The organism is Pleionea sp. WD8-19, from assembly GCF_055326765.1.
Map to the genome: position 1 here is coordinate 36,791 of NZ_JBUZOU010000012.1, position 26,989 is coordinate 63,779.

General features: G+C 40.8%; 26 protein-coding genes. 8 read left to right on the plus strand and 18 right to left on the minus strand.

The genetic code is table 11. The annotated features are described in order from the left end of the window. Window positions 1-64: 64 nt before the first annotated feature. The 3 genes from ACTUJY_RS14195 to ACTUJY_RS14205 form a co-directional block, all read right to left on the minus strand. The gene (locus ACTUJY_RS14195) at window positions 65-727 is read right to left on the minus strand and encodes a class I SAM-dependent methyltransferase (RefSeq protein ID WP_463616766.1); all 663 of its coding nucleotides are present in this window, start codon (window positions 725-727) and stop codon (window positions 65-67) included. A gap of 133 nt (window positions 728-860) precedes the next feature. Beyond that, a complete protein-coding gene (locus ACTUJY_RS14200) occupies window positions 861-3,005 on the minus strand; it encodes a DNRLRE domain-containing protein (RefSeq protein ID WP_463616767.1) in 2,145 nt (714 codons plus the stop codon). 18 nt (window positions 3,006-3,023) lie between these two features. Next, window positions 3,024-4,193, minus strand: a complete 1,170-nt coding sequence (locus tag ACTUJY_RS14205; RefSeq protein ID WP_463616768.1) for a hypothetical protein — start codon at window positions 4,191-4,193, stop codon at window positions 3,024-3,026. Between the two features lie 275 nt (window positions 4,194-4,468). Between ACTUJY_RS14205 and hspQ the strand changes: the two genes are divergently transcribed. Beyond that, the gene (hspQ, locus tag ACTUJY_RS14210) at window positions 4,469-4,783 is read left to right on the plus strand and encodes a heat shock protein HspQ (protein ID WP_463616769.1); all 315 of its coding nucleotides are present in this window, start codon (window positions 4,469-4,471) and stop codon (window positions 4,781-4,783) included. An 81-nt stretch (window positions 4,784-4,864) separates the two neighbouring features. On the opposite strand, the gene ACTUJY_RS14215 is transcribed toward hspQ, so the two are convergent. Beyond that, the gene (locus ACTUJY_RS14215; protein WP_463616770.1) at window positions 4,865-5,416 is read right to left on the minus strand and encodes a hypothetical protein; all 552 of its coding nucleotides are present in this window, start codon (window positions 5,414-5,416) and stop codon (window positions 4,865-4,867) included. Between the two features lie 138 nt (window positions 5,417-5,554). Then, window positions 5,555-5,881 carry a hypothetical protein gene (locus tag ACTUJY_RS14220; protein ID WP_463616771.1) on the minus strand — a complete coding sequence of 109 codons (327 nt, stop codon included), beginning with the start codon at window positions 5,879-5,881 and terminating at the stop codon, window positions 5,555-5,557. A 294-nt stretch (window positions 5,882-6,175) separates the two neighbouring features. Between ACTUJY_RS14220 and ACTUJY_RS14225 the strand changes: the two genes are divergently transcribed. After that, window positions 6,176-7,471, plus strand: a complete 1,296-nt coding sequence (locus tag ACTUJY_RS14225; RefSeq protein WP_463616772.1) for an MFS transporter — start codon at window positions 6,176-6,178, stop codon at window positions 7,469-7,471. A gap of 53 nt (window positions 7,472-7,524) precedes the next feature. Here the strand turns inward: ACTUJY_RS14225 and ACTUJY_RS14230 are convergent, their stop codons facing one another. Continuing rightward, window positions 7,525-7,689 carry a hypothetical protein gene (locus ACTUJY_RS14230; RefSeq protein WP_463616773.1) on the minus strand — a complete coding sequence of 55 codons (165 nt, stop codon included), beginning with the start codon at window positions 7,687-7,689 and terminating at the stop codon, window positions 7,525-7,527. 195 nt (window positions 7,690-7,884) lie between these two features. On the opposite strand from ACTUJY_RS14230, the gene ACTUJY_RS14235 reads away from it, so the two are divergent. Beyond that, a complete protein-coding gene (locus ACTUJY_RS14235; RefSeq protein WP_463616774.1) occupies window positions 7,885-8,247 on the plus strand; it encodes a CoA-binding protein in 363 nt (120 codons plus the stop codon). A 46-nt stretch (window positions 8,248-8,293) separates the two neighbouring features. Here the strand turns inward: ACTUJY_RS14235 and ACTUJY_RS14240 are convergent, their stop codons facing one another. The 4 genes from ACTUJY_RS14240 to ACTUJY_RS14255 all read right to left on the minus strand — a co-directional run bounded on the left by ACTUJY_RS14240 (window position 8,294) and on the right by ACTUJY_RS14255 (window position 11,330). Then, window positions 8,294-9,061 (minus strand): hypothetical protein, encoded by a 768-nt coding sequence (locus tag ACTUJY_RS14240; protein WP_463616775.1) that lies wholly within the window; start codon window positions 9,059-9,061, stop codon window positions 8,294-8,296. Between the two features lie 147 nt (window positions 9,062-9,208). Next, complete coding sequence (locus ACTUJY_RS14245) at window positions 9,209-9,793, minus strand: glutathione S-transferase (RefSeq protein WP_463616776.1); 585 nt, start codon at window positions 9,791-9,793, stop codon at window positions 9,209-9,211. 134 nt (window positions 9,794-9,927) lie between these two features. Continuing rightward, complete coding sequence (locus tag ACTUJY_RS14250; RefSeq protein ID WP_463616777.1) at window positions 9,928-10,695, minus strand: type 1 glutamine amidotransferase domain-containing protein; 768 nt, start codon at window positions 10,693-10,695, stop codon at window positions 9,928-9,930. A 119-nt stretch (window positions 10,696-10,814) separates the two neighbouring features. Continuing rightward, window positions 10,815-11,330, minus strand: coding sequence for a hypothetical protein (locus tag ACTUJY_RS14255; RefSeq protein ID WP_463616778.1), 516 nt, complete (start codon window positions 11,328-11,330; stop codon window positions 10,815-10,817). Window positions 11,331-11,469: 139 nt separating this feature from the next. On the opposite strand from ACTUJY_RS14255, the gene ACTUJY_RS14260 reads away from it, so the two are divergent. The 3 genes from ACTUJY_RS14260 (at window position 11,470) to ACTUJY_RS14270 (ending at window position 14,047) form a co-directional block, all read left to right on the plus strand. Continuing rightward, complete coding sequence (locus ACTUJY_RS14260) at window positions 11,470-12,147, plus strand: SOS response-associated peptidase (protein WP_463616779.1); 678 nt, start codon at window positions 11,470-11,472, stop codon at window positions 12,145-12,147. Window positions 12,148-12,222: 75 nt separating this feature from the next. Further along, complete coding sequence (locus ACTUJY_RS14265; RefSeq protein ID WP_463616780.1) at window positions 12,223-12,804, plus strand: HutD/Ves family protein; 582 nt, start codon at window positions 12,223-12,225, stop codon at window positions 12,802-12,804. A gap of 265 nt (window positions 12,805-13,069) precedes the next feature. Next, window positions 13,070-14,047, plus strand: a complete 978-nt coding sequence (locus ACTUJY_RS14270) for a hypothetical protein (RefSeq protein WP_463616781.1) — start codon at window positions 13,070-13,072, stop codon at window positions 14,045-14,047. A 56-nt stretch (window positions 14,048-14,103) separates the two neighbouring features. Here ACTUJY_RS14270 and ACTUJY_RS14275 read toward each other — a convergent pair whose 3' ends face one another. Next, the gene (locus ACTUJY_RS14275) at window positions 14,104-15,624 is read right to left on the minus strand and encodes a M23 family metallopeptidase (protein ID WP_463616782.1); all 1,521 of its coding nucleotides are present in this window, start codon (window positions 15,622-15,624) and stop codon (window positions 14,104-14,106) included. A gap of 237 nt (window positions 15,625-15,861) precedes the next feature. On the opposite strand from ACTUJY_RS14275, the gene ACTUJY_RS14280 reads away from it, so the two are divergent. Next, the gene (locus tag ACTUJY_RS14280; protein WP_463616783.1) at window positions 15,862-17,061 is read left to right on the plus strand and encodes a serine hydrolase domain-containing protein; all 1,200 of its coding nucleotides are present in this window, start codon (window positions 15,862-15,864) and stop codon (window positions 17,059-17,061) included. A 160-nt stretch (window positions 17,062-17,221) separates the two neighbouring features. On the opposite strand, the gene ACTUJY_RS14285 is transcribed toward ACTUJY_RS14280, so the two are convergent. Beyond that, on the minus strand, window positions 17,222-17,695 hold the full coding sequence (locus ACTUJY_RS14285; RefSeq protein WP_463616784.1) for a LabA-like NYN domain-containing protein: 474 nt from the start codon (window positions 17,693-17,695) through the stop codon (window positions 17,222-17,224). A 74-nt stretch (window positions 17,696-17,769) separates the two neighbouring features. Further along, window positions 17,770-18,627 (minus strand): transposase, encoded by an 858-nt coding sequence (locus tag ACTUJY_RS14290; RefSeq protein ID WP_463616785.1) that lies wholly within the window; start codon window positions 18,625-18,627, stop codon window positions 17,770-17,772. A gap of 231 nt (window positions 18,628-18,858) precedes the next feature. On the opposite strand from ACTUJY_RS14290, the gene ACTUJY_RS14295 reads away from it, so the two are divergent. Continuing rightward, a complete protein-coding gene (locus ACTUJY_RS14295; protein WP_463616786.1) occupies window positions 18,859-20,283 on the plus strand; it encodes a hypothetical protein in 1,425 nt (474 codons plus the stop codon). 169 nt (window positions 20,284-20,452) lie between these two features. Here ACTUJY_RS14295 and ACTUJY_RS14300 read toward each other — a convergent pair whose 3' ends face one another. The 5 genes from ACTUJY_RS14300 to ACTUJY_RS14320 form a co-directional block, all read right to left on the minus strand. After that, entirely contained in the window at window positions 20,453-21,325 is an 873-nt protein-coding gene (locus tag ACTUJY_RS14300) for an MBL fold metallo-hydrolase (protein ID WP_463616787.1), read from the minus strand. A gap of 292 nt (window positions 21,326-21,617) precedes the next feature. After that, the gene (locus ACTUJY_RS14305; RefSeq protein WP_463616788.1) at window positions 21,618-24,047 is read right to left on the minus strand and encodes a PKD domain-containing protein; all 2,430 of its coding nucleotides are present in this window, start codon (window positions 24,045-24,047) and stop codon (window positions 21,618-21,620) included. A 10-nt stretch (window positions 24,048-24,057) separates the two neighbouring features. Continuing rightward, window positions 24,058-24,984 carry a hypothetical protein gene (locus tag ACTUJY_RS14310; RefSeq protein ID WP_463616789.1) on the minus strand — a complete coding sequence of 309 codons (927 nt, stop codon included), beginning with the start codon at window positions 24,982-24,984 and terminating at the stop codon, window positions 24,058-24,060. Between the two features lie 392 nt (window positions 24,985-25,376). Continuing rightward, window positions 25,377-25,718 carry a zinc ribbon domain-containing protein YjdM gene (locus ACTUJY_RS14315; RefSeq protein ID WP_463616790.1) on the minus strand — a complete coding sequence of 114 codons (342 nt, stop codon included), beginning with the start codon at window positions 25,716-25,718 and terminating at the stop codon, window positions 25,377-25,379. Between the two features lie 186 nt (window positions 25,719-25,904). After that, window positions 25,905-26,966, minus strand: a complete 1,062-nt coding sequence (locus tag ACTUJY_RS14320; protein WP_463616791.1) for a lipase family protein — start codon at window positions 26,964-26,966, stop codon at window positions 25,905-25,907. Window positions 26,967-26,989: the final 23 nt, after the last annotated feature.

The following is a 26,989-nucleotide window of genomic DNA, read 5'->3' on the forward strand; positions in this document are numbered from 1 at the left end:
GCTCACCATTGATTATCGATACGTGAGCAAGCCTGTCGAAGATATTCAAGCCGAAAATTCTAACCTACTTTTTCATTGCTAAAGTCACTCCATCCGCCATCGGTAACATACTGATATCGACTCGTTGATCCTGATGTATTTTTTTATTTAGCGCCCGTATCGCTAGAGTGTCTACATCATGAACACTTTCATCGATGACACGACCGCCCCAAAACACGTTATCAATCATGAGTAAACCACCTGGACGCAATAGATTTAAGCAGGCTTCATAATAGCCATCGTAATTTTCTTTATCGGCGTCGATAAATGCTGCATCGAACGAATTAGATTGGCCACGGTTGATCAAGTGTTTCAACGTATCTAATGCGGGTGCTAGCTTTAAATCCATCTTATGGTCAAGACCGGCACGCAACCAAAACTCGCGAGCGATATCCGTCCACTCTTTACTTACATCACAACAGATAATTTTACCATCATCTGGCATAGCCATCGCCATGCATAAAGTTGAGTAACCGGTATAGGTTCCCACTTCAATGACTTTTCGTGCATTGAGCATTTTTAACAGCAGCCCCATTAACTGTCCCTGCTCAGGTGCAATTTGCATGCGTGACATAGCGTCTTTCGCCGTTTCATCTCGCAGATCTTTTAGTATCGAAGTTTCTCGTACCGAATGCTCAAACAGATAAGGATAAAGAGTGGCCAAATTAAGATCGGATCGATTTGACATCGAAAACCTCAGTGCGTTTTTGTTAAATTAACATTGTTACACAGCAGCTTTCGACTGAACAGAAAAATGATGACATTCAATGAAAAAGGCAACCTGTTATTCAGGTTGCCTTTATTAATTTTAACTAAACCGTTTACTGAATGTTAACTAAAATGTCTTCAATGACAAAAGCGCCATCATCATCACTGACTTTCACTCGCAGTTTATGCACACCGGCTTGCTTAAATCGGATACTGCCAGTCGCTTGATAATGATCATCGAAAATGCCATCTTCGTTCAGATCCCATGCATAAGATAACACGTCCAAAGCGCCCGGATCGGCAGCCGTAACGTAAAAATCAAACGCTTCTCCTTGACTGAGAGTTTGCTGTTCGGATATAGCCACGATCGTCGGGGAGAGGTTCTTCACGTTAATTGTCACATCTCCAGCATCTACAAATACTTCATCATCTTTAACCTGACTGCTGAACCGATAAACACCTTCGTCTTCGAGTAACACATGGTGTTTAATCGCCCCCTCTCCCGTTGCAAAGCCTATCGACTGCTGCTCAAGAAAAAACACCAGCGGCTCACTACGGTTCGGATCTTTTGCCGCGAGCATTAACGTCACTTCATCACCCTCGTTAACTTCTAGTGCTGAAGCACTCAACATTTGTGTGATCTTAGGCGCAACATTTAGGGCATGGTAACTGAGTTTAATGGTTAATTTAGGTCGCAACACTGATTCGACAGATTCAGAAGAATAAACCGTAATACCATCATCATTTCCGCTGGTATTGTCACGAATAATCGCTAGCCCATAGTTAGGTAAATCACCATTTAACCAGCGAGTCAATGTTGAAGTGATATCCAAAGTTCGAATCGCATTATTGGCCGGCTCATTGTCTCCTTTAAACGATGCGATTTGAGCGCCAGTTTCCGTCCCAACCTGAATACCACCTACTAAACTGTTCCATGTCGAGCTTTCGCTCCAGTCACTGGTCATCGGGTAAAGTCGGTAGGTCGAGTTCCCCATATCTTGATCGTTTTTTAAGTTAATACTGAGCTCTGCGGAATCTATGGTCGCATTACTCGGGATACGAACTGGCGAAGGATCACCTTCATAATAAGGCCCTTGAGTAAGATCAGAAAATCTCAATATGGCCTGACCTGCATAGTCACTCCACCAGGAATTTTGAGTATCATCATCGACTATCAGTTCGCCGCTATCGCCGTAGCTATTATTTTTTGAAGCTTCATTGATCCAAGTATCATCCGTTCCATGATAACCATTCAATCCATTTTGTAACACGACTTGGTTGTCGCTTGGTTGTCCGCGAAATTCGTTAAAGTTTACGTCAAGAATAAACGAACTCTCGGAATCCTTATCCCATTCATTGCGGGTAGGCGAGAATGTTTCACCCAAAATTTTATTGTCTTCAGGCATCAAACGATAGATTCGCATCCAGCCATCACCGCCGTTCGGTCCACTTTGATAATCTGCCAATACTTCATGTACGGTTGAGCCAAAATGATTGCTACTTGATTGACGATATTCTGAATGATTGTGACCACAATGCACCAGATATATTTGGCGATTGGAGGCAACAAAATTATTAAAAAAATCATCCGACTTTATACCATCATGTCGATACAGAGGTTCAAATGTATAATTAAAATCGGTATAGCGCCCAGCGCCAAGCACCGACCAATCAAACAAATAACGGTGAGTGCTCACCCAAACCGGCAAATCATGGTGTTCATTCAATACACCTTGTGCCCAAGCCAGTTCTTCTGCTGGCGTTTCCATCAAAATATGAATAAACAAATATTTCATTCCCGCCACTTCGATGATTTGGTAACTGCTTAATCCACTTTCAGAAGCGCCACCGAACCAAGGTTTATTTTGAAAACGCTCGGGATTAAAGTAAGTCAAGTAGTTGGTACCGTCTGGATCATAATAATCGCCAGGATAAAGAAAATCGTGATTTCCACCAACAACACCATAAGGTATGTTGGTATTGTCTAGTACCGACATCGAGTTGAATGCATTCTCCCATTGCTGAATCGTCGCCGCTTCATCCACTATATCACCAAGGTGGGTTACAAACCGAATGTTATAAAGCCCCTTGTTATTTGCAATCCACTGCGTTTGCGCGGTGTAGGTTTCCGGGTAATCGGCAGAGTAGTTTTGAGTATCGGGTAATGCCACAACCGTAAACTCTTCCGCTTCTGAATTTATCGCCAGAGTACTGAAAATAACGGCTGCGAATGTATGTCTATGAAACAGAGTATTCATGATGACAGGCTCCCTTTCTTATTTTTTTATGGTGTGTTTTTCCGAAGAGTTTAATGACTCTTCGAGCATTTTTTGGGTTTGAGGTGAATTATCAAACTCGAGAATTAAAGCTCTGGCTTCTTGAAACTCCTTATTTCTGCCTACTGCATTCAATGCTTCTGCGATCATCACACCACGATCAATCACAAATGCACGAGAACCTCTTTTTTCACCACGCTCCGCGGAGGCTGGATGCAATATTTTATTACGCTGATATAAAACAATTTCACCTTTTATCGCCTGAATTGGCTCTATAAGATCCAGAAGTTCTTGATAACGCTTTTGTTTGCTGAGCTCTTCGCTCACGTAGTCAAAAAGCCCATGACGTGCTCGACTTCCTGGAGGTAATTTATTAAACAATTCAAATATTTTTGACTGCTTATCGAGCGTCAAATCGATTCGAGCAATATCGCCACTGAGCTTGGCATTTGCCGGGTTCAGTCTCAGATGTTCTTCTGCAACGGTCCTATTTTTTAACAACACATCTTGCGCCTCTTTATGCTCACTGGCTAATTCAAGTAGCGCACCAATGACCTGCGGTCTACGACTTTTTGCGGCTAAAGAATCTTCCATCATAGCTTCACGCAAGCACTGATCGTACAAGGCAATCGATTCATCGTATTGCTCAGCCAATGCTAATGCAGCAGCTTTACGTTCACGATTAAAAAATGGATTACGATTTGACTTGATGGCATTATCAATTCGCGCTAGCCCCTCTTTACTGATGATGAGAGACTGCAGTTTCTTTTCCACCAACAAAGTAACGGCATCATACGGAAGTCGTGATAAAACCGTTCGCTGTCCATCAAGAATCAACAGTTCAGGGCCGTTAACTTCAAATTCAGCAAGTTGTGCTTGATGTTTAGAAAAGTTATGTTCAACGATAACAGTTTCTCTCACCAGCAAGTCAATCAGGGTGTTTGACTTTTGACCAGGCCAGCGAAAATGACGCCAGCCACGATCATCTTGACCAACATAAACAAAAACCAGTTTATGTTCCTTTTGCGCTGTATCAAAAGCCTCTTCAATGGTATGTGCATGAAACGCCGTACCATAATAGCCAGGATGACTCTCCGTTATTGGAGTAAACAGCAGAAAACAAAATAGAAAAACCAATGAACCAGATGGGCTCGAACAGAACCTATACATAGAGAACCTCATGTTGTTGTGACTTTAGAAGTAGGCAAATGTAAAGCTGGATCAAAATGCCAAAAGAAAATGTTCGCATGCAGTATGAAAATCAAATACGAATTTATTATGACAGCTGTAATAAAGTTTGATTAAGAAAATGCTTTTAAATTACTCTATGCGATGGCTCGTCGAGTTTTTCTAACCTTCCAATGATGCCCCATCTCAAAGCGAAAACCCTAACACCTCCAGTATTTTCATCTATACTCTTATATAGCCACCTGGGATGACATTTAATGATTGACGCAAATTTTTATATTGGTCAAATTGTTCACCACAAGCTGTTCGACTATCGCGGTGTTATTGTCGGTGTTGATATGGTTTTCAGCAACTCAGACGAGTGGTACGAAACCGTTGCGTTATCACGACCACCTAAAGACCGCCCCTGGTATCATGTACTGGTTGATGAAGCCGATTACTCCACTTATGTTGCGGAACGAAACCTGGAGCCGGACGAGTCGAACGAGCCTATTAGTCATCCTTTATTGGAGCATTTTTTTGATCGATACGATGGTTCAAAATACATTTTGAAGTCTAACTTAATTGACTGATAAAACATGGCCAATTTTGGATTCTCTCTCTTAATAGAAAATTTCATCGATCGATTTTCGATGAAGTATTAATTCGCCAAACTAATATTTTTTCTTTAAAAGGAATATACCCAAAGTTAGAAAAGATACGCCGATAACAAATACAATAGAATAAATATAAATGCTATTCCTTGATGATTCAGTTACCTCATTAACGATCAACTGAGCTTCATAGCTCGGATTCCATATACTTTGACGTATCACCTGAACTGTCCCGGAAAATCCTTTTCGAAAATGTTGCTCTCCCAACTTATACATTTGTCCATCTTTCACACCCATTCGAGTATGGAAGTAACCAAACTCTTTACTCACCAACGCAACGGTTCGCTGCTGCTCATTTATAAAATTAATTCTGATCGAGAAATCTTTACTTTCTATCGCTCGACCCGGTACTTTTAACCAAAGTGCTAAATAAGTATCGTCACTCACAGAGAAAGGATAATTGACATCGCTCACCGTTGACTCGGAAAGGTTTACCGGATATTGAGCCAGAGTTTCTGCATTTGAACTTATAAAGTGGGCAGAAGCAAATAGAATCGCTACCAACAAGCAAATAGCGCCCACTACGATGCAAATGATACTCGAAACTCGCACAGGTTATCTCAGTAGTTTTTAAAAGGATTAAGTGGATTTGTAGTTGTACTACTGATTATAGATGATGACTTAGTTAAAAGAGGCGGTATTACTAATTATAAGAACAGCTATGAGCCTCACAATAGACGAGGCGGTTCGCTAACTCTCGATCTTGAACGCCGCTTCAGAATGGCTTTCAGTAAAGGGATTTTCACCTGGCTGTAATAATAACGTTCTCTCTCCGCGCTGATAAAAACGTACTGATGACTTTAATTGTCCGGCTGTTTCGTCTACATCACAAGTGAAGAAACTGCCATCTTCAAGTCGAATTCCGACTCGTTTCACACCACCTTGCTCGACATAAAGATTCTTCGGCGAAACGCCAGGTAAATACGTAATTTTGCCTTTTACACGTCGTAACCATTGACGAACCAGAACGTCATCGCCCAGGCGAACACCTGTTTTCTTATCCGAGTAATAAATCATTGTTTTTTATAACAAATAGTAAAGAAGCCCCAAACGTTGAAAAATACTAGCATAGGGTTACTCTCCAAACTTGTGGAAAATTACCATTTATCATGCAAACCAGTCTTATGTTTATTATTCGAACTCTCTGCGAGTTGATCGAGAGGACTCTTACAAATCGTTCATATACCAACCAATCAAACTCAACAAACACCTGCTTTTCGATATGAAAACATATTTGATAACAACTCTATTCAATACTCTCTCAATGAGATATAAGTCACTTTAATCATACTAATTCAAAATAGGGACTAAATGAACAGCGACGTATCTTTCCAAAGGGTGAAGCAATTTCCTTTACTGATGTGGATATTGCTATTCGGTGCGTTTATTACGCGTGGCAGTTATTTCATGGTATGGCCGTTTCTATCGGTTATTCTTTACAACTCTTTTGGTATCTCGGCTACTCAAGTGGGTCTTATCCTCACTTTTGCAGCCGTTATTTCGGTTTTTTCTGGCTTTGTAGGCAGTATGTTGTCCGACATATTTGGCCGTCAAAAAATCATGATACTTTGCGGACTATTGTATACGATATCATTCAGTTTACTGGCCAATGCCGATACCATCGCCGAATACGTTGTTGTTATTACCCTCTGCTCCATTGCCACGGAAGTATGGCGGCCGGCTGCGTCCGCCCTTATTGGTGATATGATAAGCGATATAAAATCACGCGAACTGGCCATGCAGTCCATGTATTTTACAGTGAATGTGGGTACGGCAATTGGCCCAATTATTGGATTTTGGTTAGGACTTTCTGGCGAGTCCGCTTCTTTTTATATCACCGCAGCCGCTTTTGCATTATTTTTGATTGTTTTGCTGTTCGGTTTTAAAAAGCACTTTGGCTTTGTAATCTATACAAATCGAAATAAAGCCGGCCAACGGGCCACTCAAAACTCGCAAAATCACTTACTAAAATCGCTAAAAGTATTGATGCAAGCTCGCCTTTTACAGTGCTTAATTATCGCCAACATGACATGCATGTTTATTTACGGGCAGATGGACTCTACTTTGGTTCAGTACCTAACCCGTGCTGAAGTTCCAGAACTCTTGGCATTGGTTTCTAGCCTAATCATGACCAACGCATTGGTGATCATTAGCTGTCAATTTTTGCTACTTAAATTAATGGCTCAACTACCATTAGTTCGCCGCATCCAAATGGGATTAATATTGCTAACCATTTCTCAAATTTGGCTAGCACTGAATCCACTCGATTGGTTTTGGGGTTGGATTGGGGCCATTGCCATCATGAGTCTAGCCGAAGCCATATTATTTCCAACCATGAACGTGCATATCGACCGTATCGCGCCTAATCATTTACGCGGCGCGTATTTTGGTGCAACATCGTTTTACTCGTTTGGTTTTGCCTTAGCACCTTTAGGTGGAGGATTAATGCTGGATTACATTGGTGGGTTTTGGGTGTATATGATCTGCGCTCTGCTTAGCTTACTGGTGATTTATTTGTATTCGATATTAGAGTCATTTAAACGCCCCAACATAATAAATACCCCAACGTCAGGCACAATTAAAGAGGCTGGTGTAACGGCAGATTAAATGTCCGCCACGTCAGGCAATGATTAACTCTAACTCGGAATAATAACGATCAATTATTCCATCAACTCTTGCATCGAGTCGCTAAATGCTGCTATAGAAGGGTAATCACTGTCTTTATTATTTTCTTCAAACGATTGAATCATAGCACTGGCAACGGCATTAACGTCGTGTGATATACCATCGCTGGTTTCAGGTAATTCGCTTAACTCAGTAGACATAGTTAACACCTTTAGCTCATAGGTAAATGAAAAATAATGCCGTTAACTATAGTGCGATTTTGTGACAAATTTTTTAATACAACGTATTCATTTAATTTTTAATTCAAATTGAGAACAGCGTGTTAAAAAGTTTCCAGTGGTATTCCTAATGCGGTTTCGGTAAATTAGGCATACAAAGTAAAAAATAAGAAAACTATGCCGACCACACTCATACTAGGCGCAAGCAGTAACCCCACGAGGTATGCTTATAAAGCGCAAAAACAACTGCTCAATCATGGTCATGACGTAATTTTGGTCAATCCCAAAGGTGGAGCCATCGATGGCTTACCTTGCTTGAAGAGTTTAAGCGAAGTCAATGCAAAAGTTGATACGGTTACGCTTTATGTTCGTCCTGAAATTCTGGCCCATGAAGTCGATGCGATTAAAAAATTAAAACCCAGAAGAGTGATATTTAACCCCGGAACAGAAATAAAGCAAGCTGCCGACTCGTTTAAGTCGGCTGGTATCGAAGTGGAAGAGGCTTGTACTTTGGTGCTACTGTCTATAGGAAGCTATTAACTTAAAACCTTTTTTATCGTATCGATAAAAAAATAAACGTTCGAAGTTAATGTGCTGGTGTTGAACTGGAGTTACTTGCAGCCTGCTTTCTTTCAAGAGAGGCTACGCGATCCAGTAAACGTTGGTTGTCATTCGATAATCGTTTTAATTGATCTTTCAATTGCAATATTTGTTTTTCGGTGTTTTGTGAAGTTTGAGAGACCTGTTCAATCGAGCTATTCAACGTTGAAGCTGTTTTTTGCTGCATACTGACTTGCTCACTGATGATATCGATATTGGTGCTGAATACATTAAGATCGGTGCGCAATGCACTTAGCCCATCATCAACTTTGGCAATATTCTTATTTAAAATCGATTTATTTTGCTCTATTGATTTATTGAGCCCTTGAACTTCTGAAGCCACTTCCTTTAATTCGGCTTGGTTACGACGCCAAGCGGAAGCCCAAAGCTTATCCATTTGCTCCCAAAGCGCATCCGCTTTATCACTCAACTCTTTTACCTTAACTTGCAAAGCCACCGTTGACTCGCCTATTGCTTCGCCTGTTACAGAAAGTCGTTGCTCTAATTCTCCAATTCGCCCCTGAGCGGATATTAACTGGGTCTGTTGTGTTTGAACTTGTATAAATAACCATCCACAGGCTCCCGCCGAAGCCAGAGCCAAAAGAGATACGAGTACTATCCCGAGTGAAGAACTGGATTTAGGAACATCGTTTACCGCCTCGGAGCTCCTTTTACGCGGAGGGCGAGCTGCTCCAAAGTCATCACGCTGCGGAACTATGGGAGATAGTGAGGTATCGTGTTGTTGATTGGTCATAGATATTGCTTTTGATAGTTTGGTTTAATCACAAATGTATAAATGAGATGTTAACTTAATTTAAGATATAAGACTATATTTCAGCCAAAAGTTCAACGGATCGACATTGTTGAAACGTAAAAATTATTGTCTTAAATCTCGGGCGCTTTACTTATTCCGACAATCATTTAAGCATTCTCCAGCGGCTCTCGCTTCATCTTCATGCGCTTTATCACGCCAGGGCTCTTTGAGTGCTGACTGATACCAAGACTTCATTGAAGCAAGAGCCAAAATTTGCTGAGCATACATTTGTGCCGCTTCACTTAAATCTATTTGATAGGTTTGCCAACGAAATACAACAGGAGCAAACATCGCATCTACAGCAGTGAATGAATCGCCCGCCAAATAGGAGCCACCAAACCGAGACAACCCTTCGCACCAAAGTTGGTCAATGCGACTCCATTCACATTTTAAAGCTGAATTAAAATCGAAAAGCTTAATGCGTAAGCCACAACTCATAGTACAAATATTTCGTATGTGACTAAAACCAGAATGCATTTCAGCAGAAGCGCATCGAGCCCAGGTACGCGCCTCAACGGATGAAGGCCATACCTGCGGATACTTTTCTGCCAGGTATTCTACGATTGCAAGTGAATCCCAAATAGTGATATCACCATCCACCAAACAAGGTACTTTGCCACTCGGCGAAAATTTTTTAAACGCCGATTGATTCATCGTGCCTTCAAATGGCACCAACACTTCTTAAAACGGAATGTTCCGTTCTTTCATTAACACCCAGGGACGCAATGACCAGGACGAATAATTTTTATTGGCGATGTAGAGTTTTTGCATTGGGTTTTCATTCTATTTAAATTGAACCAAATCTTTTATCTTGTTTCCTCATTCTTCTCAAGCAAAAAAATCATTTCTTTAGCCACCAATGCAGCGGAAGGTAGGAACATGGTAGAGACAATGCGATCATCGACAATGACATCATGCTTATCGGTAATATTGGATTTATTGATAACGTTGGCTCCATGACTTCGCAAACGGTCTTCCACCAAAAAAGGTAACAATGTACCTTGCTTCGCCCACGACTTTTCCTTCTCAGTGGAATTGGGAAATCCTGCGACACGTTTTCCCTTTACTAAATAGTAACCATTACTGAGTTTTGAATTTACGAAACCACCTGCACCATGACCGGCGCTACCAACGACGCCACCCTGTTCATAAACCGATGCTATTGAATTTTGTAACCTTTCATCAAAAGCGACATCAAACAAATTACCGTAGCCGCCGCCAATATAGACCGCCATATATTCTTCCGGTTTTATTTCTTTTGCGGTTATTGAGTCATTGGCCTTGTCCAAAAAACCTTCATACTTAATGGTATAACGGCTAATTCCCAAAGGCTCCATCATAAAAGGGACCATGCCTCCTTTAGGGGAAGCAAAGTCCACTTCATAACCGTGTGATACAAACACATGATAAGGTGGCGCATACTCCCAAAGGTTATTACGTGCATCGTGCTTTTCAGCGTCACCCATATCTAACAAATTGGATGCGATAAATAATATTTTTTTAGGCGGTGCTGCGTTTATCCAAGCAACAAAAAATACACTAAAAAAAAGTAAAAATTTCCTGAATAACTTCATATCAATACCAAATGAGCAGTTACTAATATGGCATAGACGCGTTATTCGCTTAAATAGTTTAATTGACTCGTGAATCTTATTCGTTAGCATTTCGAGTTAGAGTGCTTTCGGTAACCTGTTCACTCCAAATAATAAGCCAGCGTTGCCGAGACGACGGTTTCGTCTGCAATATCCACTCTATCGAACTCATACCAGCGAGTTTTAACGGTTAACTCCAATAAATCACCAATACTGACTTGCACACCCGCTTCTGGATAAATGGCTAGCGCATTGCGATATCGACACGCGCTTAAATTATCCTCACAAACGCGGTCTCGACCGGTATAAAGGCCAATACCAGCGTAAGGCCGTACTCTTCGAAAATCAGGGTGCACCATCATTCCAGCATGCACTCCAGTTATGGTAACCCGCTCTGAGAGTGTGACATTGACAGGCTCTTTCGAATCAAGTCGCAGCCAATAGTAGCCAGCATAAATTGAAATGTATTGATTACGTCCCATGTAATTTAAGCCCCAGGCACTGACATCATACTTATCGCCTTCCATCGACTTCTCTAGCGATACGCCGGTAAAGCGATCCTTGGCTAGCGCTGAGGTCGCCGAAAGACCTAAAACAAGCAACATTAATCGCAACATAAGCGCAATGACCTTAAAGAATGATTCTTTTTATAATTGTAGCCAAACCAGGCGTTAAAAGGGGGTATAGTTTGCCAAATACTTTTGAGCCTAAGAATATTGACTATGCTCATAGAAACTCAAGAAAAGGTCTTAAAGCATGTGCGGAAGGTATTTACTAAGAAACGCTCCGGAATGGGCGACTCATACTCCCTGGCGGCAGTACTGGGAAGATATCAGTCAATTTTCTCCCCGCTACAATATTGCACCTTCGCAAGAGTGTCTCGTAATGATTTACGCCAATGAACAACCCAAGTTAACGCCGATGAGATGGGGGTTTCGTCCTAGTTGGGCGAAGGCTTCGTTTGCAAAAATAAACTCACGAGCAGAAACCCTTTTTAGCAGCAAGATGTTTGCTCACTCCGCTCACCATCGACGCTGCCTAATTCCTGCAGATGGATTTTATGAACCGAAAGGTCCATCCTCTCAAAAATCTCGTCCTTGGTACTTGTTTCAATACTCAGCTCAACAGTCGTTTACGTTTGCAGGAATCTGGACTCATTACCAACAAAAAGATGAGGAATATTTTAACTTTAGTATTATCACGACTACCGCTAATAAACAAATGTCGCCTATCCATGATCGTATGCCAGTAATACTCAAGCCAGAAGAATGGGAAGACTGGCTCACCAGCAGTGACGAAAATCGCTTGCAAACTCTTACTGAAAGTAGAGACTATCCAGGTATGGAACAGTTTGCTGTTTCAGATCGGGCGAAAAATCCTCGTAATGAAGGGCCGGACTGTATCATTCCTACAGAACAAAAAGGGCTTTTCTAGTATTATCTCTATCGGGTTTTCTTAAACCTCGATGCGCTTTGTTTTTACACCAATACTTAATATGAAACACTTCCAATGATAAACATAATAGCGCCGCATAAATTCAAACACGTTCCCTGGAAAAATGGCAAAGGCACAACTTTAGAACTTGCCATGAACAACGGAGGTACTTTGTCCGAGTTTGACTGGAGGCTAAGTATTGCGAGCGTTGTTGAAAACGGCGCCTATTCCGCATTTTTTGGCTATACAAGAAATCAAATATTATTGAATGGGTCAGGCATTGAACTACTGCACGACAATGGCGTCTCCAACACAATAGCTAACCCTCTCAGCATGGCGACTTTCGATGGAGGCTGTCATACATTTGGCCGACTTATCAATGGCCCCATTACTGTATTTAACTTGATGACTCGCACTGGTCAATTTCGCTCTAATGTAAAAACATGGATAAATGATGCAACACATCAATTCGAAGCTTCGTCATTGAACTTTATTTATTCCATGACGGAAGAAATAAAAATTTCGCTCGATAAAGAAAAAGTCAATTTTAATTTATCACGAGGGCACCTTGCTTATATCATTCCGACGGTAAAAGAAAAAATAACGATCGCTGGACAAAGCTTAATATTTATTGCTTTAGTTGAAGTCACCGAATAAATAATTTTCCAATAAATCTGAGTGCATTTAACAAATTCTGAATAGTTTTGAATTAAATGAGATAACAAGAGTTATTTAAACACTAACTCAAAGAACAAACTGCATAGACAGCATTTCAATTAAAGTATAACTTTAAAGAATAATGTTATCTATCTAATTGACAACCAATCTCTTATAGTAATTGATACACAAGTTAGCCTGGACAACTCAACGCATAAATACGTATAATTTTAACGCACCCACCAACTGCAAAAGGAATCTTGCTATGAGTAACAACACTTGTAATTCCACTCCAATTTTTCAACAAGAAGTCGGCTCCGTATTGGATAAAATAGTGAATAAAATTTTTGCCGATGTCGATAAGCGAGTCAACAAACAACTGTCTGATTTAAAAGTCGTAAACCCAGAAAACAGTCCCAACAAGCAAGATATTGATCGGCAACTAAAAAATGCAGTAATAGGTAGTTTTGGTTCAGCCTTAAACCCTAAATTAATTGCCGACATAAAGTCGAGACTATCACTAGACCTCCCCTGTAAAACCAAGCAACTAAAGCAACAATTATCAAACCAATCGATACGAGATGTTGAAGAAGACCTAGCGCTGATTATTGCCTATGGTTATCAGCATGGTTTATCTATGGAGAGTTTTAAACAACTCCCAGCAAAGTCAATGACCTTTGAGTTCCATGCCTCACCTAACCTTCAAGAGTTTGAACTGCATGCGTTACAGTTAAATATTTCACCTCAGTTTCGTAACAATTATGTAGCATCTGTTCGAAACAGTGAGGCCTTAATAAAAACAGGTGCACGATATGAAAAGGTAAGCAGTAAAGAAGAAATCATAAAATACATTATTACGCTTGGTGTACCTCTATTGTTTGAATGCCTCAAATGGGTTTTCGAGAAATTAAAAGAGGCCTTAACTTCCGGCAGTGATGAAGATCTTGAAGAGGCACTTGAAGATGCTATCGATAAAGCAGAGGATGTTTTGGACGATATTGAAGATGAAATCGACGACGTAAAAGATGACATTAACGACCTCGATGATGATATCGACGAACTGGAAGACGACTTAAAAGACGAAGATGATGAAGATGACAGAAAGGAGATCAAAGAAGAAATTAAAGAAAAAAAAGATGAGAAAAAAAAGCTTGAGAAAAAACTCGACGATCTCAAAGAAGCCGAGAAAAAACTCGAAAAAGGCATTAGTCGTATGAAGGAGGCCAAACTGAAACTCGATTGATAGAACAAATCTAATTCAATAAGGGGGCTTAAAGCAGCCCCATTTTTTTAACTTTATTACTTAGATTGAGTCTTCTTTACCCAAAAACCAGTAAATAAATGGTCTTCTTCAGCATTATCGTATCCAGACACGAGCCCGGTTATATACCCTTCTTCTTTTGCATCTTCATGAAAATTTTCAACATCATCAAGGTCCATTTTTAACTGCTCCATATTGGTGTTATATCGCTGCGCGAAAATAACTGACAACATTTTTCCAAGAAAACTTTCATAGGCATTGACATAAACAGGGTAAAAATTCTTTTTTGCCATCTGCTCATAAAGGTCCTCATAATTATCGACATTGACCCTCGCGTGAAGTTCTTGTTTCGTCGATATTTCAGGACGAAATAAAGCCGTAATAATCGGCTCTTGCTGTCTATACTGAACTGAAATTGCAGCGGCGCCATAGCCTGCTTTTCGAGCTTGATAACGCAGAGAATTATAATCACTCAGCGACATTGCATGCTGGGTAATGACTTTGGAAAGATCTTGAACATAAATGGTCATGAACTTGAGTTGCCCCTCTATCAATGTCGAGTCAATTTCTTTTAATGAATACCCATCAATAAACGCCTGGTTCATAGTCTCCATATGTTGTTGCTCATTTAACAACGCGTAAACAAGCCATGGTGTTTGTGCGGGACGCCAACTGACATTGATAAAAGGTTTACCACCTACTGTGTAAACGTCGGCGCTACTCGGTGAAAATCCAGATTCTCTAAGCCAAAGCGTTAACCGACTAAACTCCTCTAATGATTGCTGATTAAAAGGAAGGTCGTCAACCAGCGATCGTATCGGCCAATAAAACGCACGCTTCATAGGAATTGCTTTTTGCTGTATGGGCTGCCACTTTAAAAAACTATCTTTAACGGCTTGCATTGAAAACAGTCCCTTATCAAAAGCGATAGACTGTAATGCATTTTCTTTTTCCAACCGTAGTCCTAAATGGGCGTAGTCGCTCAGGCCACTGTGCCCTGCTCGACCTAAAGTTGCTCCAGATTTAATAATGACCTGTTTGCTTTGAGGTAAACTCGTTTGCTCCCAAACGGAAGGATCATGTGGAGATGCGACGGGTTTCGGCAAGAGCTTTTCATCATGACTGCAAATTGATTTAGGAATAGTACCTTGTTTCAGATAGGCATAAAGCATTCGACTTCCATCATTATGCTCTATCCATAAATGATTACCATATCCCGGTATTTGAGTGTCCTCTTCCGGTGTTTTTAAGCCCAGTGCGTCGTCAAACTCACCGGGTTTATCATTGTCAGGAGCATTTCGCCAACAGGCGATGACTTTCCCTTCTCGAATGGCCAAAATCGGCTTATTAAAGATAAACGCCTCATCACTGTCATCGCCGTCGGATGTATGCCATTTATCGTTGATGAATTGAACCGCAAGAATTTCATACATTTCCGCTTGTTGCTGCCACTGGATATACTCTTTGTTTGCTAATGCATCACCTGAAATTGGAAATACATTAGCATTAACAACTGTAGTGAAAAGAAAGAGTTGAGTAACGACTAGAATTAATCTCATAACCAAATCCTAAGCAGATTTACTTTATTTACAGTTACTCTAGTTGATTTCTTTAGCGTTTACATTGTCAGACATCTCATTATTGTTAGTTATTCAAACGACGATACTGATTCATTTTTACGATATTTTTTAACAGAGAAAACCGGTTAGCACATATGAAATAAATTTAAACCTTTATCCTGAAATGCTCGTCTCACAATGTTAAGTTCTAAAATAATGAAATAAATGGGGTAATACATGAACCACCGCCTTTCTATTGCCATTTGGGGTATTTGTTTAATACTCAACTCAACTTCCATACGTTCGGATGACAAAGCAGACCCCATTCCTGATATTACCGAAAAAGAAAGCCCATTAATTGATGCGAAAATATCAAGAATCATCAACGAAAATCACATAAAAACCGCTGGTGTTGCGGTCATCAAGCAAGGAAAAGTAATTTGGACTGGCTATTTTGGTGAACAAAGCCCGGGAGTACCGGCGTCTCAACATACGCTATTTAATGTCGCCTCTATTACTAAGGCAATAACCGCAGAAACGGTATTACGGTTAATCGATGCAGATAAACTCACACTCGATGAATCAATGGCTTATTTTTGGGTTGATCCCGATATTACCAATGACTCACGTCACAAACTTTTGACTCCGCGGTTGGTACTGACTCATACGACCGGTTTCCCAAACTGGCGCTTTTTTTTAAACGATCGAAAACTTAAGTTCATTAACGACCCTGGAACAAAATTCAGTTATTCCGGCGAAGGGTTTGAATATTTAGCTCTGTTTGTAGAGAAAAAATTGCACACGCCATTTGAGCAATTAGTGAAAGATTACCTTTTTAAACCTCTCGATATTAAAAACGCGGCTTTCGCCATTGATCCAAATACATTCTCTAACTTGGCTCAAGCCATACAGGCTGACGGTTCATTTAGTGGCCATTACTGCCGGCCTAGTGGCTGGTGCCGTAAGCCCGGCAGTTGGTCCGCCGCAGATGATTTAGCAATCAACATAATTGACTACGCCAAACTTTTAATATCGGTTATGAATTACCAAGGAAAGAATCAGTCACTTTCATCCAGTCGTTATTCTATCGCTAAAGATAGAGATTACTACAAAACCGTAGAGTGTTTGCCAAAGTCATCTACAAAATGCCCCCTAGCACAAGGTTATGGATTGGGATGGAGTGTTATTGACTACGGAGACTACAAAGTTATCGGTCATGGTGGAAGCGATTGGGCCGAAACGACTCAATCGTATTTTTACTCTGATTCACGTGATGGTGTTATCGTTTTTCTCAATGGTGAGAGTACTAATGGGTTAGTTGCGATGGCAAAAGTATTAGGAGTCATTGATCCAAAATCCCCATTAATTGACTTATACAAACGGTGGCATAAAAATTCCGTAGCACAAAAAATGATAGATACGGATAAATCTGGATGATTCAAAAAGGATTTTTTTTTAAATACCCTCTTCTTACTTGCGTTTTAGTTCGGACGACAAAAGTGACTCAAGTTATTTAATCGATAATTCAGTGCTATTAAATACCATTAATTTCTAATCCGGTTAACCAAAAGGAAAGACTAAAAGCGTCAATCTCATCTTAACGAAGTAATAATTCCTGACCTATTAAGCAAAATTTATCCGCGGTTTGCATCAGCTCATCGGCCGTTAATTGAGGTACACCGTAAACATGCGTTTCGCAACCATGCAAGGCTTTAACACGACTGAGCAAGATAGAAAAGTCACCATCCCCCGACACCAAAACAATACGGTCAAGGTCGGCGGCATGTTCCATAATATCGACAGCGATGCCCACATCCCAATCACCTTTGGTCGAACCGTCTCGACGTTGAATGAGCGGTTTTAGTTTGACTTCGAAACCAATCGCCCGCAGTATATTTTGAAACTGCCGTTGCTTTTCATCGCCTTTATCGATGGCGTAGGCATAGGCTTTAGTAACTTCGCCAACCGACGTTATATGACGCCAAAATTTATTGTAATCGAAATGGCGCTTATAAGTATGCAAGCAGGTGTAATACACATTTTGAACATCAACATAGAGCCCTACTTTCATTGCATTCATTACCTTTGTTTTGAGCGGGTTCTATAATAACCTGCATTTCACTCGACTCGGAAACACCGTTAGGGTCAGGTCTTTCTTTGCCGCTCCACCGACTTTAACAATCGACTCACCGTACTATAATGACACCCCAAAAACTCACCAATTTCCCTCTGGCTATACCCGCCGGAGTAATAAGCTTCGGCGATGGCAATATCTCGCTCATATTTTTTAAAATAAGTGGTTAAGGCATAAACTTTCTTGCGTTGCTTTTTCGGAATTTCCGATAAATTGGGCTGTTGTTCTTTGGATAAATGACTGAACGCCTTAGTAACAAAATCATCGCTTCCCAATACCAGCTGCCCTTGAAGGTTTTCCAGAGGAGACTCGACTCCCACGCCTTCGTTTACAAACTGTTGATATTTATCAATTGCCCGTTTTGGCTGCTTGTCAAACTGACTCAATAACCAGTCTCGATTGAGCCACTCTGGAACTTGCTGCGCACCAACCGTCGTCTTATAACTACTCCAACGATACTTAGCGACATCATCAACCATATTCGCTCGAACTGGGTTCAGAACAACATAACGGCAAAGCTCGAGTAGGTAACTGTCTTTATCCACTAATATTGCTTTAAAACGCCCCTGAAAAACATGACCCAAACGTTTTTTCGGGCGACTTTTGTTAAACCACTGTGTATATACACCGTTGAGGTGTCTCATACCCTTCGAAAGAGTGCTGTCGAGCGTTTCCACCATAAGGTGATAGTGATTACCCATCAGGCAATAGGCGAACACCTGCCACTGATATCGCTCACACGCTTTTTCCAGTATCGATAAAAAGCGATAGCGGTCATCATCGTTGTGATAAATCGCCTGTTGGGCATTACCGCGAGATGTGATGTGGTATATCGCACCTGGGTATTCTATTCGGATGGGTCTGGCCATAATTAAAGAGTGTAGTGCTTAGCATATTGCAATTCAAGACCTGACCCTAGTTAATTCCGTCTTATCCCTACAACTTTAACTAAGCGCGATACTTCATTACGAGATTTTTTAAGGCATATAATGAACGTGTTCATTTTTTTACTAGAAAAATAACATCAAGCATTGGATTTCAAAGCTGTAATCCTTAATCTGCGCATGGATTAAAAGCAACTATAAACACAAGGAAAATCAATGAAGGTATTGTATAGAATCGCACTTTTCTTAGGTATTACTGTCAGTTCTACCGCTTTCGCAAATCAGTTAATTGAAGGGTTCGCGAAATGGCAAGCAGACCGTATCGAGCGCATTGTAGTCGATCAGGCATTGGAGGATATTGCTGAAGAGCCTTATGTAAAAATGTACTTTTCTAAAACCAGCAGTGCCATAGAATTTTACGACACCATTTCAGGGCAAAGGCTTATCCCACTTGTTCAAAACTACTTCCAAGAAGATTTAAACCTATTTGACAACATCACACTTTGTCTTAAAGTGGAGTTTGAAAAACATTTAGTAAATCCTACACCAGCAAGTATAAAACAGCTCACTAATCTATTTAAAGGACTAAAAAAGTTAGCGGAGGTTAATGAAGATAATTTATACACTACCCGATTGTTTTTCGATGAGTATTGCTCCAAATTTACGGAAAAGGAAATGAAAGGCGCACGGTTCATCCTTTACTCTGAGGACAATAAGGCTCCGCGGTCACGCAATCAAACTAAACTCGATGAGCGAGCACTGTCTAACGCATTACTTGATGCATTTTCTAACAACAAAACACCTGAATCGAGTAAAGAAAAAGTTATCTACTATGCTAAACGATTAATTCGTTTAATAGATGATATAGAGAAAAGTGTTGAAATCATTAAGACAAATGGCAACGACATTGCTTACGTGCAAAAAGCACATCATATGCTCTTGATTATTGATCTCATAGGTAGCACGTCAAAAGAACTGCTGAACCTCGAAGGATTTAATTTCACACAATTAAATCGAATTAAGAGCATTTCATTGTTTCTTGCAGCACTTGCAGATGCCTCGACTACCAAAGATGGCGCGGATCAGGTCGTCGCCGTGTTAAATCAGTATGTAGACGAGAACGATACTTACAACAAAAAACGCCACAATACCGGTTACTGGGGAAGAGTAAGACAAGTGGATTACACTTCAGACACTGCTAAAAAAGTGAGTTTTTCAACCCGGTGTAACCGACGTATTCTACTGCCTTGTCGAGACACCCTTTTCTTAAGTTCCTATTATGGTCTTGCAACATCATATATTGACCAACAACAAAGCGGAGAAAAATCATTCAAATCTCGAGCTTTCGGACCGATCGGTGTCGAACTGAAATTTTTTACATATAGAGGCAGTCCATTCACAATTGGTTACGCACCGTTAGACATTGGAAATTACGTAACCGCAGAACTAAAAGGTGACAGTTACGATGCGAAAACTGAAGATATCCTTTCGCCGAGTACCTACTTGAGTTGGTCAGCAGCTAGCAGACCTTTCTCAGTTCTACTGGGTTATCAAGAAGGTATTAAAGTTGAAAATGGATTAACTGAAAATGCCTGGTTCTTGTCGATAGCCTTTGACTTACCTATTGCTACAATTTATTAAAGCTCATGTGTTCTAAAGTACGCATATTATAGTATATTTTTTGTTACAACGTAGCCGCCTCTTAGCATTTTTTTTAAATTGAGAGAGGCTACGCTTTCAAAAACGTTCCCACATTGCACTTCGATTTTCCAGTATAGAAATATATTTTATCGCTTCCCAAAAACCTTCACTAATCACTTACAAATCGAGTCTCACCCGGGGTAGAAAAATAATCCAGTCCAGAACTGGATAAAGCGGGTTTACCTTTTTCCGGTACATGCACACCAACATTCGTTTCGCTATTAATAATGTTATTAATCACGTATTTTCCTTCAGGTATTAACCCCAACCAATAAGGCACAAACGACATTTGCGTGCGTTTGGCTTGCCAGTGTGCGTTGTGTGTTTTATAAAACTGCGGCGTTGCATCAGCATCACCAAAATGCATTACGGTAAAGGCTTTATTATCCGATACGCGAAACACAATATTTTGAATATCGCGTCGTTGCGGCCAGCCGGAATGCGGAATATACACTGCTTCAACTTGCAAACCGTTTATATTAAAAGCGACCGGCGAATCGCCCAGTTTTAAACTGACGGAATGTATTTGTGACTTGATGTTTTCAAATCCATCTAATTTTCTCAGCTCGTCTTTGCCTTGTTCCGACACAAATAACAATGTGTGTTGGTATTGTGTTAGATAGCGGAGAATGTCTTTCGCATCGAAATGATCGCCGTGAATATGGCTGACAAATATGGCATCAATGTCGTTATAAGGCGATTGGTTGGCAAAGATCTTTTCTCGGAGCCCATCGGGCACCAACGTATAATGGTTGTAGTGATTGTGAAAGAATGGGTCGAATAATATTTTTGCGTGGGAACTGGCAATCATTACACCTTCGTTACCAAGGTAATGAGCAGTGACCGGTTGGTTGATTTGTACTTTCGATGATGCAAGGTGCTGCTCGTGAGCGTTAACAGAAGTTGAAACCATCGCTATTAGAAAGCCCACCTGTAAAATTTTTATTAAATTCGCGATTTGAGTGAATACTTTATAGTTCATGTTTTTCCTAGACAGTTTAAAAACAATAGAAAGAGCGATTGAAGCACACTGAGGTTTGCGATTAACGATTTAACTTTTTTGATGTTGGGAAAGCTTACTCTCAATTTGGCTTAAAATCTATGCCCAGCACTTGAAGAGCCAAGTCAGCGGAAGATAACGAAAGGTAATACTTAAAACTGATTGTTCACTAAATTAATAGGGATGTGGAAAAAGGAGCCGTGTATAAAAAAGGGCAGTAAATTTCGCTGCCCTTCCATCGATTAATTATTGCAGTTAGGTAACGGTTTTTACCTTACTGCAACGATACTTTTAACGTCATACCCGTTCGTGCACCAACCACACTCACGTACTGATAGCCCGAGCCAGGATTGCTGACCGTAATACTTTCGGAATTACCGGCTCCTGTAGAGCTTTGATCAAAATTACTGGATGTTGCCCACGTACTGGCATTGTAATAAAGATCGCCGTTACCACTGCCATGACCACTTTCTATGTGGATTGTGGAAGTACCAGCCGGTACGTAAATCCAATAATATTGAATGCTGGTTGAGCTTGAGCTATCGGTAACACAAATGGCATCCGCATCCGTCAAACCAGCCGATGATTGTGGTGGCTCTGCCGCGCAAGCATCCTCCAATCCCGTACCGCCATCTGTGATGGTCACTGTTGCCGAATCACTGGCCGTTGCTCCTTCATTGTCGGTGACGGTGAGTTCAACAGTGTAAGATCCTACAGCTGAGTAACTGTGTAATGGATTCGCCGAATTACTGCTATTTCCGTCTCCAAAATTCCAATGGTAAGTTGCAATGGTACCATCCGGATCCGAAGAGCCATTACTGTTAAAACTGATGTTCGCATTCACTTGACCAGAATAGGGACCGTTTGCATTCGCGACTGGTGTTTGATTACCACCACCTCCACCAATAATGTTAACGGTATAGTCTTCAACTTCACCATCACCAATATCGCCACAAGACGACGTCACAGCGGAATTGTATTTCATTGATACCCGCATACGCGTTTCCGATACACCTGCTGCTGAGCTGGGGATACTGAGTTGTGCACTCACAACGGAGTTACCACTACCGATGGCGACTTGTTCATCCGCATCGGTAAAGTCACCATCTTTATTCAGGTCAATAAAAATGGCCCAATGTTCCATATACGCATTACCTGAAAAACCTGGTGTTAACGTGGCCGAGCTGCTTCCAGTATTAATGTTTGCGGTTTGCCCTGTAAAATCAGAATAGCTGGCTTGACCCGAAGCATGATTTAAATCACCTACGGCAACATTAGCAATCCATTCATAGTTACCACCACCAGTGGAAGTACAGTAAGCAATACCACCTTCAGTAATCGAAGCCGTCGTAGTGCTCGTCGCCGTTAAACCATCGTTGTCTGTGACCGTTAACGATACATTGTATGATCCAATAGCCGCATAACTGTGACTTGGGTTTGCAGCGCTACTTGAATTACCATCACCGAAATCCCAAAAGTAGGAAACGATATTGCCATCGGGGTCGCTTGAACCAGAACTACTGAAGCTTACGGGATTATTTACGGTTCCACTGTAAGGCCCATTTGCGTTAGCCGTAGGTGATTGATTGGACGACCCCGCACCCGTACGTATGTGAATGTAACTGGAATTATTTTCTTCCGTCCACTCAGATACCGAGTCATCATTGTCGATAATCACACCCAAGTAGTAGTCTGTATTGGGCGACAAGCTGCTAGGAATGGTCACATTTTTGCGAACGGTATCCGGTGTATTCCGCGTAACGGTTACCGTATCTAAACCAATCAACATATCAGTCGTCGTTATCGTGGCGTTAGTCGAAATGTAGTAACCCAACGTCACTGTTTGAGCATTACTTCCGTTGTTTTCGAGCGTCATCTCGTATTGGATGTTTTGCCCTAACTCAACGTCGTAACGCATTTCACATCGTGTATTACCGCAACTCGGCACCGCTTTACTCGACGTTAAAATACCGCCACTCGAATTGAATAAGCGAGTTCGACCGTGTGAACTGTAAGCACCCGAAGCGCCCGTATAACGCCAAGCCGCCACCGACAAATCTTCTCGAACGGTTTCACCATAAAGCGCTATCAACCCATTAACCGCGTCTTCTCCCATATACGATCGTAACGCGTTTTCACCGGTAGTGTGTACGTGCGTATAGTCCGATCCCATTATGTTGTAGTAACGGTTTTCATGACCCAGCCCAACCGTATGTCCCACTTCATGTAACGCCGTTGTTTCAAACGTTCGGCCATTACCACCGTAGTTCCAAAAGTTGGTTTTATCTTCCATACTGTCATCATAAGGTACGGTATTATGAAAAATAATATCGCCCTCAATGGTAACGCCACAGGGATTCGTAATATTGTATCCTACCGCCGAATTTCCCGAACTGTTCCACCAAATTTCACTTTCACCGTTTCCTACACCAACATTCGAATCGTTATCAACCTGCGCATTAACGGTTAGATTAACCGGCGTGTCATTAAATCGAGCCAGTGCTGATTGAAATGACGTTAACCAAAAGGCATAGTTACCATCAAACCCCGCAGGATTTGCATTAAAAGTAAAGCCACTGCCTGGCCACTCTCTCGGCGTGTTATTACTGCAGTCGGTCCAGTAAATGTAAGCCATAGCCGGACCATTCAAAAAAGAAAAAAAGGCGGCAACACTCAGCCACTTTATGAGTTTTATAATTTTCATGATGCCCCCCTTAATTTACTTTACTGTCATTAATTGATTTAAAATCTTCATCCGAGTAGCTTTTAGTAAGCACCGGATTGCCACCGTTATTTTTTAATTGCTCAACTTCCCACTGATCGTGCGAGTTAGTCGATTTCGTTTCGGGAGATTTACCATGCGCATTTTTAGGGACTTTAGGCCCAGCCATCGCTTTAGTTAATGCACCATAGGCATTAAACGTTTCATCCTTGTTTGTATTTTTCACGGCAACTCTAGGCGCTTTTCTATGCGCTTTTAAAGATTGGTCGAGTGATTTTAAATGCAAAATAAATTGAGACTCATGCGACTTTTTAAGGCTGGATTGGTGTGTGCCTTTTAGCCGAGCCGCGTACGAAATAAAATCGACTTTGCCTTTACTGTCCAACACGATAGCAGACTGGTTTGCGGCTATAATTTGTCCGTTTTCCAATAGAAAACGGCCGTGTTCACATTCAACGAAATCACAACCTGTATCCTTGCTTTGTTGCACCATTAATATGGCTTGCTCACCCAAACTAACATCCGGTGTGTTTGTTGCACTTAAACGGTTGCCATTAGGAAACACACCACCCACATATTTTAATGTTAATGTGTCACCCTCATACTGACCGGCAATGACGTTATTTACTTTGTAGGTTATAAACGTATAAGGGATGCCCTCAACGGAAAGTGCTTCACTTTTATCAATGAGTTTACCTTTAAAAATCAAATCGGAACGAGCGACTAAACTGGATAAAAATGAATTTTCGATATCCGAATTTTCATTCTCATCTGAGTGACTCACAGAGCCAATGGCTTGCTTTATTAATGGATTAGATAAAGAGGCACTTTTATCACTGGTGTAAGCGTATGAACTACTCGCGACTAAAGCAGTGAAAAGCATCCACTCAATCCGTTTTTTACGGCTTTTTAGTTTCATCTTATTTCCTCCTACCACAGAAGATTGCATACAATATATTTTCTTTTACTGCCTTATCAGTGTTGCTACTGTACAAATTTTGTCAATGTATTTTGTATAAAATGTACAATCCTGATCAGAAAATAAGCGTTTTTTTGTATTTTTATCTCTGAGTAGAGATAAACAGTCGTGAAATAGGGTGGTGAATGAGGAATAAGGCTCAGTCCGTTTATTCTTTTATCCATTATTCTAGTTATATAGAAAACTAAATAAGGCGGAGATTTTATAATTTGTTGCTCAATAGAGAGTTGAAGGTTGCTATTGTATTTTCGGTATTGTAAATAAAATGTTTATGTTTTATCTGAAACTCAAAGCTTATCTACTCAATGGGAGCCTTGAGTTTACAAAAGTGCTTAAGCTTTTCTTACAAACACAGACTTCAGCATCATGTTACCGGTGCCATCCACTTTACAATCTAAATCGTGATCGCCTTCGACGAATCGCTTTATGACGGCTTTTGTTCCTACTTTTAAAGTGGTTGATGTACCTTTTACTTTAAGATCTTTAATCAAAGTGATTTTGTCGCCTTCCGCTAATGAGTTACCAACGCTGTCTTTTATGAGCAATGCATTATCATCAACGATTGCAGCTTTGGGATCCCACTCGTGCCCACATTCGGGACAAATAAACATTGAACGATCTTCATAAGCGTAGGGAGATTCGCATTTAGGACAAGGAGGTAACGTATCGGACATGATTTGCTCTGAACAAAGCCTTCGTTTTATAGAGGTTCATTATATCGGTATTTGAATGCATATCCAAGACACGTTGCGTGTTTCACCCAAAGGAGAAAAGCGCAGTTGTTAAAGTAAATTACTGCGCTTTACCACATAGAGTTACGCCAAAGAAATCGGCTCGTTGCTAAAATCAATTTAACAAAATTACAGTCCATTCCGCGCTTCAGCGATAACCTGTAATTTTTTACGGTACACAGCAATCGAATGATCCGATAAAAATACTTTAAATGGCAATTTTTTGTAAACAACCGCTTTTATTCGATGAAAAAAACTGACATAAAATAAAAGTTTTACATCTGAATAATTTCCCGGTGGACAGTTGGTTAAATACTTCATATCTCCTCCATGATAGTAACCACCGACTTTCGCCAATAACCATCGATGAACCTCCTTTCCTATCCAAGGTATAAAACGAGATAACCAGCTTACCACGGTGATTGTTTCACTACCGGGAGGCAACATGGTAACGCAATCAGCCGCATTTACCACGCGGTACAAAGGCGTTTTCATGGTAGACACCCACTCTTCATCGCCTACGCGAGGAGAACCAAACGTATAACAGGCGGCGATGCCTCCCTTATGTGATAATCGCTTTGCAGCAATGGTTGCTAGTGCTCCTCCTAAACTGTGGCCGGTAATAAAGAGTGGTTTTTCTGTGTGCACAATATCGTCAATGGCTTGTTGTACTTGCTTGGCGACTTCTTCATAAGCATCACGAAAGCCTTTATGAATTCGCCCGCCAGACGCGCAAGCAACCGATATGGCTTTAGCATCAGCTTTAATGTCTTTAATGCTAGTGGCTTCGGTACCTCGAAACGATAAAACGATGTGATCACCATAATCCACCAGAATGGCTTGAGTTCCGTTCTGATCGAACGTATCTATCAATTGCATTCGCAAATCTGACAACTCAGAAATCAAATTTTGTTTTTCTTTTTCTGCATCATAGCCAACTATATCAATAAGCTTTTCCAAGCTCTTTTTTTTACTTTTATTAATGAGCTTCTCTACAGCTTCTAAAAAATACGCTTTTTGCTCTTCCCGACTGAATAAGGGGTTAAAGCGTATGTAAGCAAGTTCTGATAAACAAGCCATTAACCAGGATGTACGATCACTGTACGCCTGCCGATATTTAGGTAAATGTTTGTCGAGAAGTTTTGCTATTGCGTCAAGTTCTTCCTTACTTTTGGTAATGGTTATTGTCATTATTTTCTCCATTGGTTTTATAC

Coding starts and splice junctions, on each gene's coding strand:
- ACTUJY_RS14255 (WP_463616778.1), bottom strand. CDS start 11,330: ATGTTGCGATTAATGTTGCTTGTTTTAGGTCTTTCGGCGACCTCAGCG.
- ACTUJY_RS14235 (WP_463616774.1), top strand. CDS start 7,885: ATGCCGACCACACTCATACTAGGCGCAAGCAGTAACCCCACGAGGTAT.
- ACTUJY_RS14195 (WP_463616766.1), bottom strand. CDS start 727: ATGTCAAATCGATCCGATCTTAATTTGGCCACTCTTTATCCTTATCTG.
- ACTUJY_RS14230 (WP_463616773.1), bottom strand. CDS start 7,689: ATGTCTACTGAGTTAAGCGAATTACCTGAAACCAGCGATGGTATATCA.
- ACTUJY_RS14200 (WP_463616767.1), bottom strand. CDS start 3,005: ATGAATACTCTGTTTCATAGACATACATTCGCAGCCGTTATTTTCAGT.
- ACTUJY_RS14305 (WP_463616788.1), bottom strand. CDS start 24,047: ATGAAAATTATAAAACTCATAAAGTGGCTGAGTGTTGCCGCCTTTTTT.
- hspQ (WP_463616769.1), top strand. CDS start 4,469: ATGATTGACGCAAATTTTTATATTGGTCAAATTGTTCACCACAAGCTG.
- ACTUJY_RS14260 (WP_463616779.1), top strand. CDS start 11,470: ATGTGCGGAAGGTATTTACTAAGAAACGCTCCGGAATGGGCGACTCAT.
- ACTUJY_RS14280 (WP_463616783.1), top strand. CDS start 15,862: ATGAACCACCGCCTTTCTATTGCCATTTGGGGTATTTGTTTAATACTC.
- ACTUJY_RS14265 (WP_463616780.1), top strand. CDS start 12,223: ATGATAAACATAATAGCGCCGCATAAATTCAAACACGTTCCCTGGAAA.
- ACTUJY_RS14240 (WP_463616775.1), bottom strand. CDS start 9,061: ATGACCAATCAACAACACGATACCTCACTATCTCCCATAGTTCCGCAG.
- ACTUJY_RS14315 (WP_463616790.1), bottom strand. CDS start 25,718: ATGTCCGATACGTTACCTCCTTGTCCTAAATGCGAATCTCCCTACGCT.
- ACTUJY_RS14270 (WP_463616781.1), top strand. CDS start 13,070: ATGAGTAACAACACTTGTAATTCCACTCCAATTTTTCAACAAGAAGTC.
- ACTUJY_RS14275 (WP_463616782.1), bottom strand. CDS start 15,624: ATGAGATTAATTCTAGTCGTTACTCAACTCTTTCTTTTCACTACAGTT.
- ACTUJY_RS14220 (WP_463616771.1), bottom strand. CDS start 5,881: ATGATTTATTACTCGGATAAGAAAACAGGTGTTCGCCTGGGCGATGAC.
- ACTUJY_RS14310 (WP_463616789.1), bottom strand. CDS start 24,984: ATGAAACTAAAAAGCCGTAAAAAACGGATTGAGTGGATGCTTTTCACT.
- ACTUJY_RS14250 (WP_463616777.1), bottom strand. CDS start 10,695: ATGAAGTTATTCAGGAAATTTTTACTTTTTTTTAGTGTATTTTTTGTT.
- ACTUJY_RS14285 (WP_463616784.1), bottom strand. CDS start 17,695: ATGAAAGTAGGGCTCTATGTTGATGTTCAAAATGTGTATTACACCTGC.
- ACTUJY_RS14290 (WP_463616785.1), bottom strand. CDS start 18,627: ATGGCCAGACCCATCCGAATAGAATACCCAGGTGCGATATACCACATC.
- ACTUJY_RS14225 (WP_463616772.1), top strand. CDS start 6,176: ATGAACAGCGACGTATCTTTCCAAAGGGTGAAGCAATTTCCTTTACTG.
- ACTUJY_RS14295 (WP_463616786.1), top strand. CDS start 18,859: ATGAAGGTATTGTATAGAATCGCACTTTTCTTAGGTATTACTGTCAGT.
- ACTUJY_RS14205 (WP_463616768.1), bottom strand. CDS start 4,193: ATGTATAGGTTCTGTTCGAGCCCATCTGGTTCATTGGTTTTTCTATTT.
- ACTUJY_RS14320 (WP_463616791.1), bottom strand. CDS start 26,966: ATGACAATAACCATTACCAAAAGTAAGGAAGAACTTGACGCAATAGCA.
- ACTUJY_RS14300 (WP_463616787.1), bottom strand. CDS start 21,325: ATGAACTATAAAGTATTCACTCAAATCGCGAATTTAATAAAAATTTTA.